The sequence below is a fragment of the Roseovarius amoyensis genome (genome assembly GCF_003260265.1).
GTDB classification, from domain to species: Bacteria; Pseudomonadota; Alphaproteobacteria; order Rhodobacterales; family Rhodobacteraceae; genus Roseovarius; species Roseovarius amoyensis.
The window spans coordinates 1-24,049 of sequence record NZ_QITQ01000005.1; the positions used below are offsets into that span (position 1 = coordinate 1).

The following is a 24,049-nucleotide window of genomic DNA, read 5'->3' on the forward strand; positions in this document are numbered from 1 at the left end:
ATGCGCAACCTATTGCCGCGCATCGGTTTCATCGACGAAACATCCTTGAAAACGAACATGGCAAAGACCACCGGATGGTCTGAAAAAGGCGCGCGCCTGATCGACCATGCACCATTCGGCCACTGGAACACCCAGACCTTCATCGCCGCCCTGCGCCACGATCGCCTGGATGCGCCCTGGGTCATCGAGGGCGCGATGAACCGCGAGTTGTTCGAGCTTTATGTCGAGACCCAGCTCGCTCCGACTCTGCAGCCGGGTGACGTGATCATCCTCGACAACCTGTCATCCCACAAAAGCCCAAGGGCCGCAGAGGCCATGCGTGCCGTCGGGGCATGGTTTCTCTTTCTGCCCCCATACAGCCCCGATCTCAATCCAATCGAAATGGCCTTCGCCAAACTCAAGGCTCTTATCCGGCGAGCCGCCGCGCGGACCTACGATGACCTCTGGCGCGCGGTCGGTCACGTCTGTGATCTCTTCACTGACGAGGAATGCTACAACTTCTTCAAGGCTGCAGGCTATGAAACCGATTAGACGCAACCCGCTCTAGGCGCGCTTACTTTTTCAGCGCATCTCGGATTTCGACAAGCAGGTCGATCTCGGTCGGTCCCGGCTCGGACGCTGGGGCCTCTTCTTCCTTTTTCTTCATGCTGTTGACGCCCTTGACGAGCAGGAACACCACGAAAGCGATGATCAGGAAGTTCAGCACCGCCATGATGAAGCGCCCATAGGCAAAGACGGCTGCACCGGCCTCTTCCGCCGCGGCGAGGCTGGCGTATTCGCCGCCGTCGAGCACGACGAACAGGCCGGCGAAATCAAGCCCGCCCATGAACAGGCTGATGATCGGGTTGACGAGATCGGCAACCAGCGAGCCGACGATGGCGGTGAAGGCGGCACCGATGATGATGCCGACGGCCATATCCATCACGTTGCCGCGGGCTATGAAGGTCTTGAATTCCTGGAACATGATGTTTGCCTCGACTGTTGGGAGTGAAAATCTGTATCGGACATTAAGCATTAATAATCGAGCATCTGGCAAGGGGCTGATTCGAGCACAAGCCACCCTTGTGCCGAAAGCGGCTTGCGGCGATGGCGCGGCTGGTTAGTCTGCCGGCCATGACCCATCGTTTTGCCGTTCGCGTCTATTACGAAGATACCGACATGGGCGGGATCGTATATTATGCCAATTTCCTGAAATTCATCGAGCGCGCGCGCAGCGACATGGTGGCGGGGCTCGGGCTGGACCAGAACGAGATGCTGGATGAGGGGGTGGCATTTGCCGTGCGTCGGATCGAGGCGGATTACCTGCGCCCGGCGCGGTTCGCCGACGAACTGGAGGTATCTACGCAGATCGTGTCGGCCACGGGGGCGCGGCTGGTGCTTGACCAGCGGGTTCTGCGCGGCGACGAAACTCTGTTCGCCGCGCAGGTGACAATTGCGGCCATATCGGCCGGGGGTCGGCCGGTGCGCCTGCCCGATGCATTGCGTGCGGGCCAGGGCTGAGGGGCGGCGAGATCAGGTTTCGATCAGATCGCCGTCAATTTCATAGATCAGATCATTGGCCGGATCGCTGGTTGGTTCATCTTCTGGGCCCCGGGGGCTGACGACGCGCAGATAGGGGGTCAGCCGTACCGAGGCGTTCCCGAATTCTGCAATCACCTCTTTTTCGGGGCGATTGTCGACAATGACCACCATATCGCCGCCGTACCAGTCGGCAGGTGTGGCTGCGCCGGTTTCGCTACGCACTTGCAGGGCCTTGACGATGCGCAGGATTTCCTCGGTGTTGCGACCGACGTACAGAGGGTATTCCTGGATCAGTCCAATACGGTGGGCCGGGTCGATGATGAAGCTCTTGCGAATACTGCGGTCCGTCGCCTGCTTTTCATGCATCATCCCGAACAGCTTGGATAGCTGGTGCCCCGGGTCGTACGCGCAAGGGAAATGTATGGGGGTCTTGAAAACCGCCTCGATCTCGTCATGCCAGGCGAGCTGATCTGTGATGGTTGCCCCTGTCAGGGACAGGTGCTTGACGTTGTTGGCTTCCCACGCATCGGCACAGCTCGCGATTGAAACCACCTCGGTTGTGCAGACGGGGGTCCCTGCGTGGGGGGTGCTGAACAGATGCACCCAGCTGCCCTCGGCCCAATCCCAGAAGCGCAATACGCCCTGGGTTGTTTCGATGGTAAAGTCAGGGACTATATCGCCGATCTGCGGCAGCCACTTCACAGTGCGCCTGAGGCTGGTCGGCAGCTTGATAATTTCGTTATGTGCCCCGCGAGGAGAGAAAAACTGGATTGCCATTTGCCTGTCTCGTTGGTGCTATCGTTGGTTGTATCGCTTTTTTTGCCCTGCTAAATACTCTTCCATAGATTGTAGCGGATTGTGTTGAAACTTGGGCTGGCATGTACAAAGATCTGTCTGAATAAGTGCATTATATACGATTACGGTCGTCCGCATCTGGGTGGTAGTGCCCCGATGAGTGGTGTAGGAACTGGGGTCCACCTGCTTCTTCATAGCTGGTGTTGCTCGTTCACTGTGCGGCGATCATCGTCGCCGCATCGGTATCGTTGCACATGGCGGTCAGCTTTTCCACTGGCATGTAACGGCGCGAGACGGCCCATTCGTCGTTCTGCTCCAGCATGAGCGCGCCGACCAGCCGGATGACGGCTTCGCGATTGGGGAAGATCCCGACCACGTTGGTGCGCCGCTTGATCTCCTTGTTCACGCGCTCGAGCGGGTTGGTGCTGTGCAGATTCGAGCGCAGGCTCTCGTCGAAGGCCATGTAGGCCAGTACGTCATGCTCGGCCTCGTCCATGAGCTGGGCGACGTCGCGGAACCGGTCGCGCAGGCTGTCGGCGACCTCGCGCCAGCGGGCATGGGCCTGGTCGCGGTCGGTCTCGGCGAAGACGGTCTTCACCACGGCACTGACCACGGGTTTGTGGGTCTTGCCCACGCGGGCCAGGAGGTTGCGCTGGAAATGCACGCGGCAGCGTTGCCAGCCTGCGCCGAGGACCTTGCGCGCGGCGGCCTTCAGCCCCTCATGCGCATCGCTGATCACCAGCTGCACGCCACGCAGGCCACGCCGCGGCTCCAGGAACGTGGGGAAATAGCTGCCCTTGCGCAGCTTCGGGATGTTCAGCCCGATGGTCCCCGCTCGGGTATCCCACCGCCGCGGCCGGTATCCGTTGCGCTGGTTCTCCCGGTCCGGGCTGCGCTCGCCGTGTCCCGCACCGCAGACGGTGGCCACCTCGATGTCCATCAGCCGCTGCGCGGCACCTCGGACCAGTTCCCGCAGGAAATCCGCATCATCGCTCCTGGCGATCACGCCCGGAAGGTCGATCATGGTCCCGGTCATCGTGCTCTCCTTCGTTGTCATCGGTCGTTGAACAACCTCAGACTACGAAGATGCGCGGTGGCCACCAGCCCCGGCGCGCCCAGAAGCGCGAGGCCAATCGTGAGCTACACCACGATACGGGACACCATCGAAGGGCGCCGGGTTGGAGCCGAAGATCTGGGCGAGTGGATAAATTCCCAAGGTAAGACAAGTCCGCTCGGTCTTGCCAAACATTTCATGAGTTAGGTGTAGCTCGTGGTTGAGCCGGTGCTCTTATTCGGGCAAGGGAATGGGTCAGAACTGACCATTTTCGGCTCAGAATCTCTGAATTTCTTGCGGACATGATCCTTGCCACCTGGCGGTTTCGTAGCCTTGCAGGCGTCGCTCAGGAGGAGAGCCAATTCAGGCAGAAGCTTGCTTCGTTCACCTTGCCATGCCGCTATAGCATCACGTCGAACGTGTTCGGGAAATGCGCGTAACTGCGCGAGGCGCACCTGTCATTGTGCTTCCTAGCTGGAAATTGCTGCTCTGAAAGTGCATCATCCAGCCCATATCTGACTGGTTTGATTGGAGCGGGCGATGAGATTCGAACTCACGACCCTCACCTTGGCAAGGTGATGCTCTACCCCTGAGCTACGCCCGCTTCCTTGGGTGAGAGGCAGATATAAAGTCTCGCGCGGCGCTGCAAGCCCCAATTTCGACCTGCCCGCAATTTTGTGCCGTTTGGGCCCCTGAAGCCGGGGTCAGGGCACGTCCTGGGTATGCACGATCACGCCATCGTCGGTCAGCAACACAATGCCATAGGCGCCGGGTTCGTCCACCGACAGGCTGTGACCGGTATCGTTCAGAATCATCGGCATCTGGTGGCAGGGGCTTTTCAGAATGGCGGTTGGAATGCCGCCGGCACTGCCGAAGATGGTGCGATGCACATGCCCGGCGACGATCTGGCGCAGCTGGGTATGGCGGGAAAGGCGCGCGATCAGTTCGTCGCGGTTGGTCAGGCCGATACGGTCCATGCCGGAAAACCCCGTCACGATGGGCGGATGGTGCAGGAACAGCACCGTCGGCGCGTCCGGCGCGGCGTCAAGCGCATCATCGAGCCAGTCAAGCCGCGCGGCGCAAAGGCGGCCGCTATGGACGATCTCAGCCTCTTCGTCGGCGGTGTCGAGCAGGATCAGCCGATGATTGCCCGCCTCATGCACGCTTTGGACAAAACCGGCGGGATCGACCGGAACATCGCCAAAGGCGGCGCGAAAGGCCGCGCGCCGGTCATGGTTGCCCAGCGTCATTGCCACGGGAACCGGGCAATCGGCAAGGGCCGTGTGCAGGCGGCTGTATTCGGCGGCGGCGCCGGTGTGGGTCAGGTCGCCGGTGATGACGATGCGCGCCGCGTCGGGGTGATGGGCCAGCGCGTGATCCAGGCAGCGGCCGAAGCGTTCCAGCGGGTCGAGGCCGATGATGGTCTCGCCCGGCGCGGTGATGTGAATGTCGGTAAAGACGAGAAGTTTGTGCATGCGCCCAGCCCCCGGGGTTTTCCCGGGCAGAGCCTGCGGGGATTCGCGGCGAGGGGAAAGTGACGAATGATTGAATTCGGTCGCCGCTGGACATTCTTCGCGGCGGTGCCGCTTGCGGCCGCCCCGCCCCGGGCTTGACCCGGGGCCCCACTCGGCCTGAACGAGAGGCCCCGGGTCAAGCCCGGGGCGAGAGGTGACAGAGCGCGCCCTATTCCAGTTCGATCATCAGATCCTTGGCGTCGATCTGGCCGCCGGGCTGGACATGCACGGCCTTTACGGTGGCGGCGCGTTCGGCATAGATGCCGGTTTCCATCTTCATCGCCTCGATGGTCAGCAGGGCATCGCCCTCGCGTACCTTCTGGCCGACCTGGACCGAGACGCTGGCCACCACGCCCGGCATCGGTGCGCCAATGTGGCAGGGGTTGCCCGGCTCGGCCTTGGGGCGCTGGGCGGCCTGCGACTTGACCTTGCGGTCGGGCACGCGGATCACGCGCGGCTGACCGTTCAGTTCAAAGAACACGCGCACGTCGCCCTTGTCGTCGGTTTCGCCCAGCGTCAGCAGCAGGATTTCCAGCGTTTTGCCCGGGTCGATCTCGACGCTGATCTCTTCGCCCGGCTCCATCCCGTAAAAGAAGGTCCTTGTCGGCAGGGTGCGCACCGGCCCGTATTGGCGGTGGCGGCCCATGTAGTCGAGAAAGACCTTGGGATACATGAGATACCCGTTGAGGTCCTCGTTATCGACGGCCTTGCCCTCCAGCTCTTCCAACAGCCTGGTGCGCGTCGCCTCCAGGTCGACCGCTGGCAGGTGCCGGCCGGGGCGTTCAACGTTGGGCGTCTCGCCCTTCAGAACCTTGTTCACGATCGCCTGCGGAAAGCCGCCCGGCGGCTGGCCCAGGTTGCCGCGCATCATGTCGACGACCGAATCGGGGAATGCCACCTCGGTATCGGGGTCTTCGACCTGTTCGCGTGTCAGGCCTTGGGTGACCATCATCAGCGCCATGTCGCCCACCACCTTGGAGGACGGCGTGACCTTGACGATATCGCCGAACATGGCGTTGACGTCGGCATAGGCCTGGGCGATTTCGGGCCATTTTTCCTCCAGCCCCATGCTGCGCGCCTGCGCCTTGAGGTTGGTGAACTGCCCGCCTGGCATCTCGTGCAGATAGACCTCTGACGCCGGGGCCTGCAGCCCCGACTCGAACGCCGCGTATTGCGTGCGCACCTGTTCCCAATAGCGCGAAATCTCGCGGATACGGCCGATGTTCAGCCCGGTGTCGCGCTCGGTGTGGGCCAGCGCCTCGACGATCGAGCCAAGGCAGGGCTGCGAGGTGCCACCCGACAGCGCATCCATCGCCGCGTCGACGGCATCGACCCCGGCATCCGCCGCGGCCAGGACGCTGGCCCCGGCAATGCCGCTGGTGTCGTGGGTGTGGAAATGCACCGGGATCGTCAGCTCGTCCTTCAGCGCCTTGACCAGTGCCCGCGCGGCAGCGGGTTTCAGCAGGCCCGCCATGTCCTTGAGGCCGAGAATATGCGCGCCGGCGGCCTCCAGTTCCCTGGCCATCGAGACATAGTATTTCAGGTCGTACTTGGCGCGGTCGGGGTCGAGGATGTCGCCAGTATAACAGATCGTGCCCTCGCAGATCTTGCCGGTGTCCAGCACCGCGTCCATGGCGACGCGCATGTTTTCCACCCAGTTGAGGCTGTCGAAGACGCGGAAGACATCGACCCCGGTCTCGGCCGCCTGGCGGACGAATTCCTGCACCACGTTGTCGGGGTAGTTGGTATAGCCCACCCCGTTCGACGCCCTGAGCAGCATCTGCGTCAGCAGGTTCGGCATTGCCTCGCGCAGCTGACGCAGGCGTTGCCAGGGGCATTCCTGCAAAAAGCGATAGGCCACGTCGAATGTGGCGCCGCCCCAGCATTCGACGCTGAACAGCTTTGGCAGGTTGTGGGCATAGGCCGGCGCAACCCGGATCATGTCGGCCGACCGCATCCGCGTGGCCAGCAGGCTTTGATGGCCGTCGCGCATGGTGGTGTCGGTCAGCAGAAGCCGCTTTTGAGCCAGCATCCAATCGGCCACGGCGTTGGGGCCCTGGTCCTGCAACAGCGTCCTGGTGCCCGGCGCGGGCGCGTCGGCGGCCAGTTTTGGCGGCTTGGGCACCGGGGCGTCGGCGGGCGGGCGGGGCCGCCCCTGGGTTTCGGGGTGCCCGTTCACGGTGATGTCGGCGATGTAGGTCAGCACCTTGGTGCCGCGGTCGCGCCGGCGTGCGAACTGGAACAGCTCGGGCGTCTCGTCGATGAACTTGGTGGTATAGGCGTTGGCGCGGAATGTCGGGTGCTTGAGCAGGTTTTCGACGAAAGCGATGTTGGTCGACACGCCGCGGATGCGGAATTCGCGCAGGGCGCGGTCCATCCGTGCGATGGCCTGTTCGGGTGTCGGCGCCCTGGCGGTGACCTTGGTCAGCAGGCTGTCGTAATGGCGCGTGATTACCCCGCCGGCATAGGCGGTGCCGCCGTCCAGGCGAATGCCCATGCCGGTGGCGCTGCGATAGGCGGTGATACGGCCGTAATCGGGGATGAAATTGTTCTGCGGGTCCTCGGTCGTGATCCGGGTCTGCAGGGCGTGGCCGTGCAAGGTGATCTCGTCCTGCGTTTTCTTGCCGGTGGCCTCGGCCAGGGTCTTGCCCTCGGCGATCAGGATCTGGGCCTGCACGATGTCGACGCCGGTCACCTCTTCGGTGACGGTGTGCTCGACCTGGACGCGCGGATTGACCTCGATGAAATAGAACTGGCTGCTGTCCATATCCATCAGGAATTCGACAGTGCCGGCGCATTCATAGTTGACGTGCTTGCATATCTTGTAGCCGAGTTCGCAAATCTCGGCGCGCTGCAACTCGGTCAGATAGGGCGCGGGCGCGCGCTCGACCACCTTCTGGTTACGCCGCTGGACCGAGCAGTCGCGCTCATACAGGTGATAGAGGTTTTCGTGCTTGTCGCCCAGGATCTGCACCTCGACATGGCGAGCGCGGGTGATCATCTTTTCAAGATATCCCTCGCCGTTGCCAAAGGCTGCCACGGCCTCGCGCCGGCCCTCCAGTACCTTTTCCTCCAGCTCGTCGGGGTCCATGACCGGGCGCATGCCGCGCCCGCCGCCGCCCCAGGACGCCTTGAGCATCATCGGATAGCCGATCTCGGCGGCCTGCTTGCGGATCAGGTCCATGTCGTCGCCCAGCACCTCGGTGGCGGGGATGACGGGCACGCCGGCCTCGATTGCCACGCGCCGGGCGCTGGCCTTGTCGCCGAGGGCGCGCATGGTCTCCGCGCGCGGGCCGATAAAGGCGATGCCGGCCGCGTCGCAGGCGTCGACGAAATCGGGGTTTTCGCTCAGCAGTCCATAGCCGGGGTGGATGGCGTCAGCGCCCGATGCCTTGGCCACGCGGATGATCTCTTCAATCGAAAGATATGCCGCGACCGGGCCCATGCCCTCGCCGATGCGATAGGCCTCGTCGGCCTTGAACCGGTGCAGGCTGAGCTTGTCCTCTTCGGCAAAGACCGCGACCGTGCGCTTGCCCAACTCGTTGGCCGCGCGCAGAATGCGAATGGCAATCTCGCCACGGTTGGCGATCAGGATCTTCTGAAACTCGGCCATGCCCTCTCCCCGGAAACTGCAGCAAGATGCGTCGATGCCGCAGTGCGGCGTACCTGCCTTGTAAGATTTGTGAAAGCTTTTCGCAATCCGGCATTCTGAGTACTGAAAACGGTGGGCCTCAGACCGGTGAATAAAGGCGCTCACGCGCGCCGGTCATGTCCGCAAGGCCAAGCTGGCCCATATTGGCCAGCAGGTCGGCCCGCAGGATCGCCGCCAGATGCGCAGGCCCCGTGGCCCCCAGCGCCGCCAGCGCATAGTGCCAGCCGCGCCCCATCATCGCCATGTCGGCGCCAAGCGCAAAGGCCCGCAGGATGTCGAGCCCGCCCTCTATCCCGCTGTCAAAGATCAGCGGCAACGCGGTGGCGGCGCGGATCGCCGGCAGCATCTCGATGGCGGTCGGCGCGCCGTCGAACTGCCGCCCGGCATGGTTCGAGACCCAGATCGCATCCGCGCCCTCGGCCTCGATCAGCCGGGCGGCGTCAGGATCCAGCACGCCCTTGACGATCAGCGGCCCCTGCCAGTGCTCGCGCAGCCATCGCAGATAGCCCAGGTCGGGCGCGGTGCGCAGCAGGTATCCGGCATGCGCGGTGGACGACAGGCCGCGCGTCGCCGGTGTGTAGTCGTCGATCAGCCGCATCCGCGGCATGCCCCGCCGCGCCATGCCCCAGGTCCAGGCCGGCCGCATGGCAACCTGCGCCAATAGGCGCGGCGTCAGGCGGGGCGGTTGCGTCAGGCCCGAACGTTGCAGGCGTTCGCGCCGGCTGGCGACGGGAACATCCACCGTCAGCACCAGCGTGCCGAACCCGGCGGCGCGCGCCCGGTTCAGCATGTCGGCGCGGATTTCGGGGTCGCGCGGCGGGTAAAGCTGGAACCAGCCATGCGCGCCCACCGCATCGCGCAGGTCCTCGGGCGTGCGGCTGGCCACGGTCGACAGGCAATAAGGGATGCCCGCCTGAGCCGCCGCGCGCGCCAGGATCGGTTCGGCGTCGGGCCAGATCAGGCCCGACATGCCCACCGGCGCGATACCGACGGGCAGGCCAAAGGTTTCGTTCAGAAACCGCACCTCGGTCGTCGCCTCTATCTCGCCCGCCAGGGCGCGGGGCAGCAGTTGCACCCGGTCGAGCGCGGCGCGGTTGCGCGCGGCGGTGGTCTCGGCCCCGGTGCCGCTGTCGAGGAATTCCCACACAAAGCGCGGCAGGCGCGCGCGGGCACCGGCGCGCAGATCGGCAAGGGCGGGATAGCGGGCAGCAAGGTTCATGCCGGCCATTTGCCGCCAGCGTGGCGGTATTGTCCAGTGACCCGTCTCAGTGCCCGCCGATCAGGATATCCCCCGCCAGCCCCAGCGCGAAACCGGCAATGGCGGCCATTGGGGGCGCCAGCCGCTTTTCCAGCCGTACCTGCGGGGCGATATCCTGGAACATCAGGAACAGGATGCCCCCGGCGGCGGCGCACATGATCGCGCCGGTGGTCTGCGGCAGGTCGGCCAGCAGGAAATACCCCGCCAGCGTCGCCACCGGCCCCACAAGGCTGAGCAACAGAAAACTGCGCAAACGGCGGTCGGGGCGGGTGTCGGGGCCGGGCGTATCGGCCTCCCGATAGGCGTTGAAACCCTCGGGCAGGTTCTGCAGGCCGATCATCAGCGCCAGCAGCGGCGCATCGCCCGGCCGCGCAGCAAAAAGCGCGCCCATCGCCAGCGCCTCTGGGGTGAAGTCGCTCAGCATCGCCAGCATCTGCGCGCGCTGCCCCTTTCGCCGGGCCGTCCACAGGTCGAGCGCCGCCATCGCAACCGCGCCAATCCCCAGCCAGAAAATCGGCCACAGCCCCGGCAGATTGTCCGCGCCCTGCGGCACCAGCACCAACGCCACCGCGCTGAGCAGCGCACCGGCGCCAAAGGCGATGACGCTGTGGCGCAGTTCGGTATCCAGCCATCGCGGAGAGATCGTTTCATACCGCGCCAGCCAGCCGCCGAGCGGGATCATCGCGCCGGCGAAAGCTGCGTAAAGGAGCATCTCGATCATGTCAGCGTCGATAGCTCGGCCCGGGGGCAAAGGAAACCCGGAACGAGTCTGAACAAAGGGCGAACATGGTCTTTCCCTTGTCGGCGTCCCGCGCTATCGTGCCGGGCATGAACAGCTCCGACGAAACCGACGCCTTCGAGGGCGCGAGCCTTGCCGCGCAGGCCATGGCCGCGCGACCTGCCCCCTATCTCGACGGGCTCAACCCCGCCCAGCGGGCGGCGGTCGAGGCACTGGATGGCCCGGTGCTGATGCTGGCCGGGGCCGGCACCGGCAAGACCCGCGCGCTGACCACGCGGATGGTGCACCTGTTGGCCACCGGTCGCGCCCGCCCGAATGAAATTCTCGCCGTGACCTTTACCAACAAGGCCGCGCGCGAGATGAAAGACCGCGTTTCCGGCATGCTGGGCGAGCGGGTAGAGGGGATGCCCTGGCTGGGCACCTTTCATTCGATCTGTGCCAAGCTGCTGCGCCGGCATGCCGAACTGGTGGGGCTGAAGTCGAACTTTACCATCCTCGACACCGACGATCAGTTGCGCCTGCTCAAGCAACTCGTCCGGGCCGCCGGGATCGACGACAAGCGATGGCCCGCGCGCCAGCTTGCCGGTGTCATCGACAACTGGAAGAACCGTGCCTGGACGCCCGACAAGGTGCCGGTGGCCGAGGTATCTGCCTATGACGGCAAGGCGGTGGCGCTTTATGCCCAGTACCAGGCCCGTCTGGCGGAACTCAACGCCGTGGATTTCGGCGACCTGCTGTTGCACATGGTCACGATCTTTCAGACCCATGATGATGTGCTGGCGCAGTATCAGCGCTGGTTCCGCTATATCATGGTGGACGAATACCAGGATACCAACGTCGCCCAGTACATGTGGCTGCGGCTGCTGGCGGCGGGGCATCGCAACATCTGCTGCGTGGGCGACGATGACCAGTCGATCTATGGCTGGCGCGGCGCCGAGGTGGGCAACATCCTGCGGTTCGAAAAGGATTTTCCCGGCGCGCACGTGGTCCGCCTGGAACAGAACTATCGCTCGACCCCGCATATCCTGGCGGCCGCGTCGGCGGTGATTTCGGCCAATGCCGGGCGGCTGGGCAAGGAGCTGTGGACCGAGGCCGAGACCGGCGAAAAGGTGCGCCTGATCGGCCACTGGGACGGCGAGGAAGAGGCGCGCTGGATCGGCGAAGAGATAGAGGCGATGGGCACCGGCACCCGCGGGATGCGGCCTTTCTCGCTGGACGAGATCGCCATTCTCGTGCGTGCCAGCCATCAGATGCGCGCGTTTGAGGACCGGTTCCTGACCATCGGCCTGCCCTATCGCGTGATTGGCGGCCCGCGTTTCTATGAACGCCGCGAGATACGCGACGCGATGGCCTATTTCCGGCTGGTGGTGTCACCCGGCGATGACCTGGCATTCGAGCGGATTTTCAACACCCCCAAGCGCGGGCTGGGCGACCGCGCGCAGCAGACCATCCAGGGGCTGGCGCGCGAAAACGGCGTCAGCCTGGTCGAGGGTGCGCGCCTTGCGGTTCAGACCGGCGCCATCAAGGGGCGCGGCGGGGGCGAACTTGCTCGTCTGCTCGATGGGCTGGATCGCTGGGGCCGCATGGCCGGCGATGGCGAGGTCAGCCATGTCGAACTGGCCGGGATCGTGCTGGACGAGAGCGGTTACACCGGGATGTGGCAGAACGACCGCACGCCAGAGGCGCCGGGCCGGCTGGAGAACCTCAAGGAACTGGTCAAGGCGCTGGAGGAATTCGAGAACCTGACCGGGTTCCTGGAACATGTCAGCCTGATCATGGACAACGACGCTGGCGCCGACGGTGAAAAGGTCAGCGTGATGACCTTGCACGCGGCCAAGGGGCTGGAATTCCCGGTCGTGTTCCTGCCGGGGTGGGAGGACGGGCTGTTCCCCTCGCAGCGGTCGATGGACGAAAGCGGCACAAGCGGGTTGGAGGAAGAGCGCAGGCTCGCCTATGTCGGCATCACCAGGGCCGAGGAGGTGTGCACCATTTCGTTCGCTGGCAACCGCCGTGTTTTTGGCCAGTGGCAGAGCCAGATGCCGTCGCGCTTTATCGACGAACTGCCGGTCGAGCATGTCGATGTGCTGACGCCGCCGGGCCTTTATGGCGGCGGCTATGGCGCGGCCGCGCCAGGCGGCGGCGGGATCGAGGCGCGCGCGGCGTCGGTGGACGGCTACAATTCCCCCGGCTGGCGGCGGTTGCAGGCGCGCGCGGGGCAGCACACGGTCTCGCAGCCCGCAAAGTCAAAGCCCAGCGTGATCGACGCGCAGGCGATCAGCAGCCACACCGTGGGCGAGCGCGTCTTTCACCAGAAATTCGGCTACGGCGCGATCACCGGGATCGAGGGCGACAAGCTGGAAATCGAGTTCGAGAAGGCCGGCACCAAAAAGGTGGTGGCGCGGTTCGTGACCGGGGCGGACGACATACCGTTCTGAGGGGCACGCCCCGGCGCGGAAACAAGGCGCGCTATGCGCGCCGCCGCGCATCGCCGGGCCGCCCCCACGGCACGGCGATTTGGCTGGGCTCGGTGCCACGCCCAATGGGTGTTCGGACATGGCTGGCATAAACCGCACCTGTTCCGACCTCGGTTCGCCGCGCCGCGGCCCGCCGATGCGCGGGCGCAAATGAAAACGGCCGGGTTTCCCCGGCCGCTTCTTGTGTCGCGATTACCTTGCCGCTCAGTCCAGGTCGAACCGGTCGGCGTTCATCACCTTGACCCAGGCGGCGACGAAATCGCGCACGAATTTCTCGTTGTTGTCGTCCTGGGCATAAAACTCTGCATACGACCGCAGGATCGAATTCGAGCCAAACACCAGGTCGACGCGCGTTGCGGTCCATTTCACCTTGTCCGACTTGCGGTCGCGGATTTCGTAGGCACCGTTCCCCGCCGGCACCCAGCGGTTGCCCATGTCGGTGAGATTGACAAAGAAATCCGTGCTCAACGCGCCCACGCGGTCGGTAAAGACGCCATGCGCCGTGCCGCCGTGGTTGGTGCCCATCACGCGCATGCCGCCCACAAGCACCGTCATTTCAGGTGCGGTCAGGCCCATCAGCTGCGTGCGGTCCAGCATCAGCTCCTCTGGGCTGACGGCATAGTCCTGCTTGAGCCAGTTGCGATAGCCATCGGCGAGCGGTTCAAGAGAGGCAAAGCTGTCGGCGTCGGTCATCTCGTCGGTGGCGTCGCCGCGGCCCGGGGCAAAGGGCACCTCGATGTCGAACCCGGCAGCGCGCGCCGCCTGTTCGACGCCCAGGTTGCCGGCCAGAACGATCGTGTCGGCAATGCTCGCCCCGGTCTTGGCCGCGATGGGTTCAAGCACCGACAGAACCCGCGCCAGGCGGTCGGGCTCGTTGCCTTCCCAGTCCTTTTGCGGGGCCAGACGGATGCGCGCGCCGTTGGCGCCGCCGCGATAGTCCGACCCGCGGAAGGTGCGGGCGCTGTCCCAGGCGGTGGCGACCATGTCGGCCAGCGACAGCCCGGCCCCGGCGATCAGGCGCTTGGTCTTGCCGATGTCGTAGTTGCTGTTGCCGGCAGGAACCGGGTCTTGCCAGATCAACTCTTCCTTGGGCACCTCGGGGCCATAGTACCGCGTGGCCGGCCCCATGTCGCGGTGGGTGAGCTTGAACCAGGCGCGGGCGAAGGTGTCATCGAAATAGGCCGGATCGGCCATGAACTTTTCGCAGATCCCACGATAGATAGGGTCCATCTTCATCGCCATGTCGGCGTCGGTCATCATCGGCATGACGCGCTTGGATGGGTCTGTGGCATCGACCGGCATGTCCTCTTCGCGGATACCGACGGGCTGCCATTGGTTGGCGCCGGCGGGCGATTTGGTCAGTTCCCACTCATAGCCGAACAGCAGGTCGAAATAGCCCATGTCCCACTTGGTCGGCTCTTTGGTCCATGCGCCCTCGACCCCCGAGGTCACGGCGTTGGTAGCCTTGCCGCCCATGTTGGGGTTGATCCAGCCAAGGCCCTGGGTTTCGACATCTGTGGCCTCTGGCTCTGGGCCAAGCGCGCCGGCATCGCCGTTGCCGTGGGCCTTGCCCACGGTGTGGCCGCCACAGGTCAGCGCGGCGGTCTCTTCATCGTTCATGGCCATGCGGGCAAAGGTTTCACGCACCTGGGCCGCGGTTTTCAGCGGGTCGGGCTGGCCGTTGACGCCCTCGGGGTTGACGTAGATCAGCCCCATCTGCACCGCCGCCAGCGGGTTTTCCATCGTGGCGGCGTCCTCGACGTTCTCATAGCGGCTGTCCGACGGCGCCAGCCATTCCTTTTCCGCACCCCAGTAAATGTCTTTTTCGGGGTGCCAGATGTCTTCGCGCCCAAAGGCGAAGCCGAATGTCTTGAAGCCCATCGATTCATAGGCGACGTTGCCAGCCAGGATGAACAGGTCGGCCCAGCTGATCTTGTTGCCGTATTTCTTCTTGATCGGCCACAGCAGGCGGCGGGCCTTGTCGAGGTTGCCGTTGTCGGGCCAGCTGTTCAGCGGTGCAAAGCGCTGGTTGCCGGTGCCCGCACCGCCGCGCCCGTCGGCCAGCCGGTAGGTGCCGGCAACGTGCCATGCCATGCGGATCATCAGACCGCCGTAATGGCCCCAGTCGGCCGGCCACCAGTCCTGGCTGTCGGTCATCAGTGCGGTAAGGTCGGCCTTGAGCGCCTCGACATCGAGTTTCTTCAGCTCTTCGCGATAATCGAAGTCCGGCCCCAGCGGGTTGGTCTTGGTGTCGTGCTGGTGCAGGATGTCGAAATGCAGTGCGTTGGGCCACCAGTCGGTGTTGCCGCTGCCGGCATGGGTCAGCCCGCCGTGCATGACCGGGCATTTGCCCGTGGTGGGAATGTCGTTGCCGTCCATGTCATCATCTCCTTGATGGCTGCGGTTCCGTGGCACGGCGATGGCAGTGCCTGCGGTGTTTTTTCCGTTTGTCGAAGGAGGTGCCCGACAGCGGGCCTAACCCGTCATCGCCGGTGGCGCGCAAGCATCCGTTCCCCCTCATGCATAGAATCATTCTAACAGATGAATTTGATAATTGATATTTGGATTATGTGATCAACGTGATAATCTGAAGTTATGGCGAACATCACTCTCAAACAGATGAAGTATTTCGAGGCGCTGGTCAGGCACGGCCATTTCGGTCGTGCCGCGGCGGCCTGTTCGATCTCTCAGCCGGCGCTGTCGGTCCAGATCCGGGAGCTGGAGGCGGAACTGGGCGCGCCGTTGTTTGAGCGTGGTGCGCGCCGGGTGCGGCTGACCGCGCTGGGCGAGGATGTGGCCCAGCGGGTGCGCGCCATCCTGGGCGCGGTCGAGGAACTGGGCGATGTTGCCCGCGCGGGCGGGCAGGGGCTGTCCGGGCGGCTGCGGCTGGGGGTGATCCCGACCATCGGGCCATACCTGTTGCCGCGGGTTATTGCGGCCCTGTCGCAAGCGCATCCGGAAATCGAATTTCACGTGCGCGAGACCCTGACCGAACGCCTGATCGGCGAGATGCTGGATGGCCGGCTGGATACTGCAATCGTCGCGCTGCCGGTGTCGGAACGCACGCTGGAAGAGGTGCCGCTGTTCGAGGAAAGCTTTGTTTTGGTACGTCCGGCGCAGGACGCCGGCAAGCCGGTGCCCGATGCCGAGGATCTGCGCGAAATGCGGCTGCTGTTGCTGGAGGAAGGGCACTGTTTCCGCGACCAGGCGCTGTCGTTTTGCAACCTGCGCACCGCCTCCCCGCGCGAGGCGCTCGACGCCAGTTCGCTGTCGACGCTGGTGCAGATGGTGGGCGCCGGGGTGGGGGTGACGCTGATCCCCGAAATGGCGGTGCCGGTCGAGACCCGTTCGGCCGATGTGTCGATCACGCGTTTTCGCACGCCCGAACCGACGCGTACAGTGGGCATGATCTGGCGGCGAACCAGCCCGCTTGCGCCGCAACTGCACCGCTTGGCCGATGTGGTGCGCGATGCCGCGTTGGCCGAGCGGGGGCCGGGCTTGGCGTAGCGCATTCAGTCGCAAGAGCCTTTGTGCGCCCCGGGCTCGACCCGGGGCCTTTGTAACCTGAAGGTCGAGGCCCCGGGGCGGGAACGAGCCAGAGTCTTGTGAGGAACGGAACTGGTGTCGCAAAAAGCCAATGTTTCGGTCTGCAACGACAGGCCCTAGTAATCCCGTTCAAAGAAAATCCCCAACCCGGTATCGCCGCTGTTGCTGGCGCTGCCCTTGACCGTGATCGACGGGGTCAGGTCGAGGTTCAGGTTGATCTCGTTGTTGCCCTCGCTGTCGGCGGTCACCTCGGAATAGAGCTTGTCCGAGATATAGGCGCCGGCGCGGAACTGGGTTGCGCCCTCGTCGGTCGAGGTAACGTCGAAATCGCTCAGCCCCAGCGCCCCGCGCAGCTGCCCGGTCAGCCCGCCCGACCCCTTGCCCGACAGCGTTGCCACGGCGCTGATCATCTGTGCGGCCTGAAAGGCAGACATCTTGTCAAAACTGCGCCCGAACAAGAGTTGGGCAAGGATTTCCTCCTGCGGCAGGTCGGGCGACGAGGTAAAGCTGATCTCGGGATCGCTGGCGTATCCCTCGAGCACGATTGAGATGCTCAGATCGTCGGATTCGGTCTGCGCCACGAAGCGCAGCCACGGGTCCAGGCTGCCGCGCAGGTCGATCTGCCCCTCGGTCAGGTCCAGCCGCTTGGTCAGGATATCCATGCGGCCGCGGATCAGGTTAAAGACCCCGCTGGCGGCGACGTCGGCGGTGGTGCCGCCCAGCCGCAACCGGCCGCCCAGTTCGGCATCAAGGCCCCGACCGCGCACAAAGATGCGGCTGGGCGCGTCGATGGTCAGGTCCAGCGGATAGGCGACGGCGGGGGCGGGGCGGCCGGTTTCGATCAGCCCGGCGCGGCGGCGGGTTTCGGTCACCGCCGCTGATGCACCGACATGCCGGATCGGCGGCATGGCGCTGAGCGATCCACCCCCACCCGAAGGCACTCGCAGTTCGGTCTGGCCAAGCTGCAACGCCCCCGAAATGCGCGCCCCGCCCGCCAGCGGGCCGTCGATGCCGACGCGCCCGTCAAGCGTGGTCTGAAACAGCGCCGGGTCGGCCACGCCCAGCCGGGTCAGCCGGGTTTCCAGTGCCGCCGCAAAGGGCGCCGCCAGCCCGACCGACCCGGTGGTGCGGAACTGCCCGCTGCGGCCGGTGTCGCCGGTGATGTCCATCTGCGCCTGCCCGCCGCCCAGCCTGACAGTGCCGGTCAGGTTGCCGATAGCCGAGGCCAGCGATGGCATCGACACCCGCGCGCCGGTGATGCTGATCTCGCCCGTCAGCGCGCCGATCCCCGGCGCGCCGTCAAGGCGCAGGTCGAAACGCGCCGGCCCGGCGATGGAACGCGGTGCGATGATGCTATTGGCCAACGCCAGCGGGGCCTGTCCGGTGGCGCTCAGCGCCAGGGATTGTCCGAACTCTGCGATCTGCCCGCCGATCCGGGCCGAGGTGCCGCCGGGCCCGCTGAAGCCGAGGTCGACCGCGACCGTTTCGCCTAAATTGTCGACAAAGGTCAGCGTGCCATCCAGCCGTGCCGGGCCGTTGATACCCGGCGCAAGGTCGCCCAGATCGGCCAGGTTCAGGGTCAGCTGAACCGGCTCGCCCTCGGCCGGTGCAGCGGCGGTCATGGTCACGCGGGCGGCGTCGAGGTTCAGCCGCTCGATCACCACCGGGCCGCCGCCCCAGGCCAGGCGCCCATCCAGCGCCACGTTGCCACCGGTCAGCCGGTCAACCTGCGCGATCCCGGTGCGCAGACCGCTGGTATCCAGCTTGATGTCGCCTTTCAGCTTTCGCCCGGCGATCTCGCCCGTGCCCTCGATGCTGAGGTCGGCCGATCCGGCCAGCGGCCGCCCGGTGAGCGCGGCAAAGTTCGACAGGTCCGTGGCGCTGAGGCTCAGCCGCCCCTGTGCCGGCAATGCCGCATCCGCGGTGTCGATCGTGCCCTCACCCGTCAGGGCGGCGCCCGCCGCGTTGACCCTGAGGGCGGAAATCCGCAACGCGCCGCCAGCCTGCCATGCCAGCCCGGTCTCTATATCCGCCGGGCCAGACAGGCGCGGCTCTGCCAGCGACAGGTCAGTAAGACGCGCGGTCAGGTTCAGCGTGCCGTTCTGCCCGTCAAGCCGGCCTGCCGCCTCGGCCCCCAGCGCGGGGGTGGTGATGTTCAGGCTCTCCACCTCGATGCCCCTGGTGGTGCGCCTTGCGGTCAGGTTCAGCGTGCCGCGGCCCGACAACAGCGGGTCAAGCCGTGGCGTGCCGGTTTGCAGATCATCGGTCGTGGCGGCAACCTCGATATCGAAATCGCCACCCAGCAGGCTGCCGCTGCCCAGCACCGTGGCGTCGGCTGCGCCGGCGATGTCGCGCCCGGCAAGCGCTGAGAAACGTGCAAGATCGCCAATCGAGAGCTTGGCAAAACCGTTTTCCACCGCCAACCCCTGCGCCAGGTCGCCAACCGTGCCGGAGGCCCTGACCGAGGCATCATTGCTGGTCAGGGTCATCCGCTCGACAAGCAGCGGCGCGCCGGGTTGCCAGGACAGCGTCATCGCCCCTTGCGGTGCGGTTCCCAGCGCGCGGGCCAGCGCCGGGTCAATATGGCTGACCTGCCGGGCGGCAAGAACGAGGTTGGCGCGCAGGCTGTTGGGGGTGGCGCGGGTGATGGTGCCTTCGCCGCCGATGCGGGCCTCTCCGATGCCAAGGCCGCCGCTTTCCAGCCCGCTCAGCCACAGGTCGGCCTGCCATGTCTCGCCCGCCGAGGCGTCATAGCTGGCCGAAAGCCGCGCCTCGTCGATGAAGGTCGCCTCACCCGAAACCGGCAGACGCAACCGCCCGTCGCCGCCCACCCGCCCGCTGAGGTCAAAACGTTCGGGCCAGCCCTCTGCGCCCAGCGCCAGCGCCCCGGTGAGGGCCAGCGCCCCGGTTTCCAGCCGCAGGCGGTCTATCCCGACACGCCCCCCGCTCAGGGCCTGACCGGACAGTGCCAGCGTCGCGCTTTCGCCGAAGAAGGGGTGCAGGTCTTTGGTGACCAGCGGCCGCAGATCGCCCTGCAGGTCGGCGGAGAAACCATAGCCCTCTGTGCCGTCCGCGCCGATGTCTGCGATGCTGATCGCGCCGCCCAGTCGACGGGCGCCATCGGATTGCAGCGACACCTGCGCCTCGAAATCCGAAAGTGGCGCGTCGCCCGCGACCTGCAGCCGCAGCGCCGGCAGGCCGGGGATGCGCAGCGTGCGGGCCACCAGCCCGCCTGCCGCCTCGTCGAAATCCAGGTCGATGCGCAGCACGCGCGTGGTGTTGTCAAACCCGGCATCGAGCGTCAGCCGATCATCGCGCCCCACCCGGCGGATCTCCAGCGCGGCGTCGCCCGCGCCACCGGCCAGTTCCAGCCGCCCCTCTGCCGACAGCGTCGCCGCCTCGCCCAGCACAGCCTCGCCCAACTGCACCGTCTCGGCGTCGATCTTGCCCACCGAAACTGACACCGGCAGCTCGGGCAGGGCAAAGCCCTGCGCGGCGGCATCGTCGGGCGTCAGCCGGTCGTCGGGTTGTGGCAACCGGTCAAGCGTGATTGTGGCGGCCGACAGTTCGGTCACCTCCAGCCGGCCGGCCAGTAGCGCGGCGCGCGACCAGTCCAGCGTCGCATCCTCGATCGTCAGCCAGATGCCATCGCCATCGGCGATGGTCATCCGTTGCAGCGTCGCGCGCGACGACAGCGCGCCGCGAAAGCCGGTGATCGTCACCTCGCGCCCGGTGCCGGACAAGAGCCCCTCTATCTGGTTTTCGAGAAAGGTCTTGTCGGCCTCGGCCTGCGTATCGGCGTCCTGCGCCGCCGCCGGCAGGGCGGTGAGGGCCAAAAGGGCGATGATCCGCAACACTCGCATCAGAACGCCTGCCCTATGCCGATATAAAGCTCGACCTCGTTGCCCGCACCACTGTCGAGCGGGGTGGCGATGTCCACCCGGATCGGCCCCAGCCCGGTGTCATAGCGCACGCCAAGGCCGGCGCCATAGTGGCTGTCGCTTGCGCCGTCCCACCAGCTGCCGGACCCGACGAAACCGCCATCGGCAAACCCCACCACCGACCACGGGCCGCTGAGGTCGGCGCGCAGTTCTGCAGACACGGCGGAAAAGGACCGCCCGCCAACCTGTCGCCCGCCGGGCAGGTCGATGCCCAGTGACTTGTAGGACTGGCCGCGCACCGTGCCCGCCCCGCCAGAGAAAAACAGCATCTCTGGCGGTACCTCGGTCAGGCTGGCGCCGTTGACGGTGCCAAGCTGGGCGCGCGTGGCCAGCACCAGCCCGCCATCCCGCGTCAGACTGATGTATTGGCGCGCGTCGAAATAGACCCGCGCGCCCAGTCCGCCACCGCTGAGCCCGGCAAAGGAGGTCACATCAAGGTCGAGATAGACGCCATGCTTTGCATTCAGGTCATCGTCGCGGGTGTCCCATGTCAGCCGCGCGGGAAAGAGCAGATGCTCCAGCCGGCGCGAACCGAGATCGTCGTCGATGTCCGAATACTGATAGGCGATCCCGGCCTCGCCGGTCAGCGTGTCGGAAAAGATGTGGCTCAGCCCGCCGCCCAGCCGCGCGCTGCGCTCTCGGTAATCGGGTTCGTTCTTTTCCTGTATCCGGGCGGTCAGAAAGAGGCCGGTATCGGGGGTGAATGTCGCCGGGCGGTCGAAGCGGGACGAAAGCACATAGTCGATGCCGCCCGAATCGCCGCCTATGCCGCCGACCTCGGCCTCTACGCGCAGCCGTTCGGCCCCGCCCAGCAGGTTGCGGTGCAGCCAGAAGCCCGACAGCGTCAGCCCCTCCAGCGACGACAGTTCCGCGCCAAAGCCAAAGCGGCGCGGCCTGGCGTCCGCCAGCGTTGCGATGACGTCTAGCGTGCCGCCCGGACCCGGCGTTGCGGCCTCTTCCAGAACCACGGATGAAAACGCGCCGGTGCGCCGCAGGCGGCGGCTGGCATCGTCCACCTCGTCGGGGTGATAGATGCGCCCCGTGGGCAGCCCGGCAATGGTGCGCACGCGCTCGGGGCGCACCTTGCCGGCGCGCGCCACGACCAGTTGGCCAAAGCGCAGCCTCGGGCCGGGGGCAAGGGTGATGTCGGCGGCCAGCCTTGCGCCGCGATGGTCGGCGACCAGTTGCTGGGTGGCGATGGCGACCTTGGCATGGCCGGCCTCGCGCCAGCCGCGCCCTGCCACCGCCGCGGCCTTGCCGATGACCTTGCTGAAGGCGGGCATTCCGGGGCCGAAGCCCGCAGGCAACTGCGTGCCCGGCGCCAGCGGCGCGATCCGGGTCTGCGAAAAGGTGAACAGCGGCCCCGGTTCCACCCGGATGGCGATGCGTCCGATCCGGGCCGGCGCGGCAAAGGCGGGCATGTCGGCGGCCTCGCGCCCGTCGACGCGGATGCTGACCACGCCGCCATAGCGGCCGACCTCGTAGAGCGCGCCAACCATGCGGGCATAGTCCGCGCGCGCAGCGGCAAGCAGGTCCTGTGCGGTGGCATCCTCGCGCGCGGCGGTCTGAACGCTGAGCGAGGCGTCGCGCAGATGCCCGCCCAGCCCCTGCGCATCGGCTGGCAGGGCGATTACCACCTCGGCCGCGGCCACGGCGCGGCCCCCACCCAGCAGAGCCAGGGCCAGGAGCACTGACAAGAAGGGTCTGAAATGGCTCAAACGAACGCTCCGATCCTCGTCATATCTATCCCATCCGGGGCCGGGCTTGGCCATACCTTTTGCGTCACGTCGCGCCCACTGGACGAATTGTTGCCGATGCCTCGTCATGAATTTCTGCAGAGCAGCCACAAAGGGGGCGGCGGGATTGCCAAAGCGCGCCCGCCTGCCTAACAAATGGGGCAACAAGCGGAAGGGGCAAACAATGAAACTGCTGCGATACGGGCCCGCGGGCGCCGAAAGGACCGGAATGCTGGACGAAGCGGGCCGGGTGCGCGATCTGTCCGCGCTTGTGCCCGATTTCGCGGGCGAGGCGGTGTCGCTGTCGGCGCTGGATGCGCTGCGCGCGCTCGACCCCGAAACCCTGCCGCTGGTCGAACAGCCGGGGCGCATGGGGCCATGCCTGTCGCGGGTGCCGAATTTCTTTTGCGTCGGCCTGAACTATGCCCGCCACGCCGCGGAAACCGGGTCAAAGCCGCCGCCAGAGCCAATCCTCTTTTCCAAGGCCAGCTCGGCCCTGTCGGGGCCTGACGATCCGGTGATCATCCCGCGCGACTCGGTCAAGACCGACTGGGAGGTCGAGCTGGGCGTGGTGATCGGGCGCGAGGCGCTCTACGTGTCCGAGGCCGAGGCGCTGGATTGCGTGGCGGGGTATTGCGTCATCAACGATGTCTCGGAACGCGAATTCCAGATCGAGCGCAAGGGCCAGTGGATCAAGGGTAAATCCGCCCCCAGCTTTGGCCCCGTCGGCCCCTGGCTGGTCACCGCGGACGAGGTGGCGGACCCGCAGGCGCTGTCGCTGTCCTTGTCGCTGAACGGCGAGGTGATGCAGGATTCGGGCACCCATGACATGATCTTTTCGGTGGCCGAGATCATTTCCTACATGAGCCGCTTCATGCGCCTGCAACCCGGCGACATCATCGCCACCGGCACGCCCGAGGGGGTGGGCATGGGACGCGATCCGCAACGCTTCCTGCGCTCCGGCGATGTGATGGAACTGACGGTCGAGGGGTTGGGAACCCAGCGGCAAACGGTCGTCGCCGCCGGCTGAGGTGCTCAGCCCATGCCGGGCCACTCGTCATAGCCGCGCCGCGCCAGCAGAGGCCACAGGCTGGCGCTCAGCCGGGCGGCCGGATCGCCCGCCCCATCCAGCAGATCGGCCAGCCGGCAATGCAGGGCCGGATCGAATCGGGTGTCGTGGCCCAGCCCGTCGCTGAGCAACTGGACCGCCGCCACCGCCGGCGCCAGCGCGATGTCGGTCAGGATCAGCGCATGCGCGAGGCAAGCCTCGCCGCGCCAGCGCTGGGCGGTGCCGATCAGCTTGCGCCCCCCGACGGCAAGGTTGTAGTCGCCGTCGCAAAAGCTGCCCTTCACCGGCGCGGTGGTGGCCTTGATGCCAAGCCCCGTCAGTGCCTCGGCCAGCGGGTCGCATATGTCGGCATAGCTGGCCCTTATCGTGCGCGCCCGCCCGGTTCCGGCGCGAAAGGCCAGCGCGAGATTCAGCACCCCCGGCCCCTGCGGGGTGATCCCGCCGCCGGTCTTGCGGGTGGCGACGGGCCAGCCGGCCGCCGCGCAGGCCGCCGCCGCCGTGTCAAAGCCGGGCGTGCGCGCGAATCGTTCAGGCAGCACCAGACCCGGTTCCGCCGCCTGCCACAGGAACGCCACCGGGCCGCTGTGCCCGGCCGCCACCTGCGCAAGCATGGCCATTTCGGCCTCGAGCCCCGGCTTGGCCGTTCTGAAGGTGGTCGGGGTCGGGGCTGGCAGGGCGGATACCTCTGATACTTGTGTGCGGCGGCAGTTAAGGCCCGGGGCAGGGGGCGGTCAAGCAGGCCGGGGCGGT

16 protein-coding genes and 1 tRNA gene are annotated in these 24,049 nt (G+C 66.0%); 5 read left to right on the forward strand and 12 right to left on the reverse strand.

The features are described 5' to 3' along the window. Window positions 1–531 (forward strand): IS630 family transposase (locus DL899_RS06185; RefSeq protein WP_111733125.1); only part of this gene is annotated, 531 nt, incomplete at its 5' end. A gap of 22 nt (window positions 532–553) precedes the next feature. Here the strand turns inward: DL899_RS06185 and mscL are convergent. Next, window positions 554–964, reverse strand: coding sequence for a large conductance mechanosensitive channel protein MscL (gene mscL, locus DL899_RS06190; RefSeq protein ID WP_111733126.1), 411 nt, complete (start codon window positions 962–964; stop codon window positions 554–556). 149 nt (window positions 965–1,113) lie between these two features. Between mscL and ybgC the strand changes: the two genes are divergently transcribed. Beyond that, the gene (gene ybgC / locus DL899_RS06195; RefSeq protein ID WP_111733275.1) at window positions 1,114–1,500 is read left to right on the forward strand and encodes a tol-pal system-associated acyl-CoA thioesterase; all 387 of its coding nucleotides are present in this window, start codon (window positions 1,114–1,116) and stop codon (window positions 1,498–1,500) included. 12 nt (window positions 1,501–1,512) lie between these two features. Here the strand turns inward: ybgC and DL899_RS06200 are convergent, their stop codons facing one another. From DL899_RS06200 to DL899_RS06230, 7 genes are all read right to left on the reverse strand, one after another. Continuing rightward, the gene (locus tag DL899_RS06200; RefSeq protein ID WP_111733127.1) at window positions 1,513–2,298 is read right to left on the reverse strand and encodes a redoxin domain-containing protein; all 786 of its coding nucleotides are present in this window, start codon (window positions 2,296–2,298) and stop codon (window positions 1,513–1,515) included. 229 nt (window positions 2,299–2,527) lie between these two features. After that, entirely contained in the window at window positions 2,528–3,352 is an 825-nt protein-coding gene (locus DL899_RS06205) for a transposase (protein WP_111733128.1), read from the reverse strand. Between the two features lie 547 nt (window positions 3,353–3,899). After that, a tRNA-Gly gene (locus tag DL899_RS06210) sits at window positions 3,900–3,974 on the reverse strand. Window positions 3,975–4,074: 100 nt separating this feature from the next. Beyond that, on the reverse strand, window positions 4,075–4,845 hold the full coding sequence (locus DL899_RS06215; protein ID WP_111733129.1) for a phosphodiesterase: 771 nt from the start codon (window positions 4,843–4,845) through the stop codon (window positions 4,075–4,077). A gap of 208 nt (window positions 4,846–5,053) precedes the next feature. Beyond that, on the reverse strand, window positions 5,054–8,497 hold the full coding sequence (locus DL899_RS06220) for a pyruvate carboxylase (protein ID WP_111733130.1): 3,444 nt from the start codon (window positions 8,495–8,497) through the stop codon (window positions 5,054–5,056). 118 nt (window positions 8,498–8,615) lie between these two features. Next, entirely contained in the window at window positions 8,616–9,764 is a 1,149-nt protein-coding gene (locus DL899_RS06225; RefSeq protein WP_111733131.1) for an alpha-hydroxy acid oxidase, read from the reverse strand. 37 nt (window positions 9,765–9,801) lie between these two features. Next, window positions 9,802–10,515 carry a ZIP family metal transporter gene (locus DL899_RS06230; RefSeq protein WP_111733132.1) on the reverse strand — a complete coding sequence of 238 codons (714 nt, stop codon included), beginning with the start codon at window positions 10,513–10,515 and terminating at the stop codon, window positions 9,802–9,804. Window positions 10,516–10,622: 107 nt separating this feature from the next. On the opposite strand from DL899_RS06230, the gene DL899_RS06235 reads away from it, so the two are divergent. Beyond that, window positions 10,623–12,968 carry an ATP-dependent helicase gene (locus DL899_RS06235; protein ID WP_111733133.1) on the forward strand — a complete coding sequence of 782 codons (2,346 nt, stop codon included), beginning with the start codon at window positions 10,623–10,625 and terminating at the stop codon, window positions 12,966–12,968. Between the two features lie 243 nt (window positions 12,969–13,211). Here DL899_RS06235 and katG read toward each other — a convergent pair whose 3' ends face one another. Then, window positions 13,212–15,386 carry a catalase/peroxidase HPI gene (katG, locus tag DL899_RS06240; protein ID WP_111733134.1) on the reverse strand — a complete coding sequence of 725 codons (2,175 nt, stop codon included), beginning with the start codon at window positions 15,384–15,386 and terminating at the stop codon, window positions 13,212–13,214. Between the two features lie 216 nt (window positions 15,387–15,602). Here katG and DL899_RS06245 point away from each other — a divergent pair, with 216 nt between their 5' ends. Beyond that, window positions 15,603–16,514, forward strand: coding sequence for a LysR substrate-binding domain-containing protein (locus tag DL899_RS06245; RefSeq protein WP_111733135.1), 912 nt, complete (start codon window positions 15,603–15,605; stop codon window positions 16,512–16,514). A 155-nt stretch (window positions 16,515–16,669) separates the two neighbouring features. On the opposite strand, the gene DL899_RS06250 is transcribed toward DL899_RS06245, so the two are convergent. Together DL899_RS06250 and DL899_RS06255 are read right to left on the reverse strand one after the other, a co-directional pair. After that, window positions 16,670–20,416, reverse strand: a complete 3,747-nt coding sequence (locus DL899_RS06250) for a translocation/assembly module TamB domain-containing protein (protein ID WP_111733136.1) — start codon at window positions 20,414–20,416, stop codon at window positions 16,670–16,672. Next, window positions 20,416–22,212 (reverse strand): autotransporter assembly complex protein TamA, encoded by a 1,797-nt coding sequence (locus DL899_RS06255; RefSeq protein ID WP_239494625.1) that lies wholly within the window; start codon window positions 22,210–22,212, stop codon window positions 20,416–20,418. The genes DL899_RS06250 and DL899_RS06255 overlap by 1 nt, the downstream gene beginning before the upstream one ends. Window positions 22,213–22,414: 202 nt before the next feature. Between DL899_RS06255 and DL899_RS06260 the strand changes: the two genes are divergently transcribed. Then, window positions 22,415–23,260 carry a fumarylacetoacetate hydrolase family protein gene (locus DL899_RS06260; RefSeq protein ID WP_111733137.1) on the forward strand — a complete coding sequence of 282 codons (846 nt, stop codon included), beginning with the start codon at window positions 22,415–22,417 and terminating at the stop codon, window positions 23,258–23,260. 5 nt (window positions 23,261–23,265) lie between these two features. On the opposite strand, the gene DL899_RS06265 is transcribed toward DL899_RS06260, so the two are convergent. Beyond that, complete coding sequence (locus DL899_RS06265; RefSeq protein ID WP_111733138.1) at window positions 23,266–23,916, reverse strand: lipoate--protein ligase family protein; 651 nt, start codon at window positions 23,914–23,916, stop codon at window positions 23,266–23,268. Window positions 23,917–24,049 lie beyond the last annotated feature (133 nt).

What these genes read in the sequence shown, in the direction of transcription:
- katG (WP_111733134.1), bottom strand. Translation starts at nt 15,386, where the DNA reads ATGGACGGCAACGACATTCCCACCACGGGCAAATGCCCGGTCATGCAC.
- DL899_RS06260 (WP_111733137.1), top strand. Translation starts at nt 22,415, where the DNA reads ATGAAACTGCTGCGATACGGGCCCGCGGGCGCCGAAAGGACCGGAATG.
- DL899_RS06215 (WP_111733129.1), bottom strand. Translation starts at nt 4,845, where the DNA reads ATGCACAAACTTCTCGTCTTTACCGACATTCACATCACCGCGCCGGGC.
- ybgC (WP_111733275.1), top strand. Translation starts at nt 1,114, where the DNA reads ATGACCCATCGTTTTGCCGTTCGCGTCTATTACGAAGATACCGACATG.
- DL899_RS06230 (WP_111733132.1), bottom strand. Translation starts at nt 10,515, where the DNA reads ATGATCGAGATGCTCCTTTACGCAGCTTTCGCCGGCGCGATGATCCCG.
- DL899_RS06200 (WP_111733127.1), bottom strand. Translation starts at nt 2,298, where the DNA reads ATGGCAATCCAGTTTTTCTCTCCTCGCGGGGCACATAACGAAATTATC.
- DL899_RS06265 (WP_111733138.1), bottom strand. Translation starts at nt 23,916, where the DNA reads ATGGCCATGCTTGCGCAGGTGGCGGCCGGGCACAGCGGCCCGGTGGCG.
- DL899_RS06245 (WP_111733135.1), top strand. Translation starts at nt 15,603, where the DNA reads ATGGCGAACATCACTCTCAAACAGATGAAGTATTTCGAGGCGCTGGTC.
- DL899_RS06235 (WP_111733133.1), top strand. Translation starts at nt 10,623, where the DNA reads ATGAACAGCTCCGACGAAACCGACGCCTTCGAGGGCGCGAGCCTTGCC.
- DL899_RS06220 (WP_111733130.1), bottom strand. Translation starts at nt 8,497, where the DNA reads ATGGCCGAGTTTCAGAAGATCCTGATCGCCAACCGTGGCGAGATTGCC.
- DL899_RS06225 (WP_111733131.1), bottom strand. Translation starts at nt 9,764, where the DNA reads ATGGCCGGCATGAACCTTGCTGCCCGCTATCCCGCCCTTGCCGATCTG.
- DL899_RS06205 (WP_111733128.1), bottom strand. Translation starts at nt 3,352, where the DNA reads ATGACCGGGACCATGATCGACCTTCCGGGCGTGATCGCCAGGAGCGAT.
- DL899_RS06250 (WP_111733136.1), bottom strand. Translation starts at nt 20,416, where the DNA reads ATGCGAGTGTTGCGGATCATCGCCCTTTTGGCCCTCACCGCCCTGCCG.
- mscL (WP_111733126.1), bottom strand. Translation starts at nt 964, where the DNA reads ATGTTCCAGGAATTCAAGACCTTCATAGCCCGCGGCAACGTGATGGAT.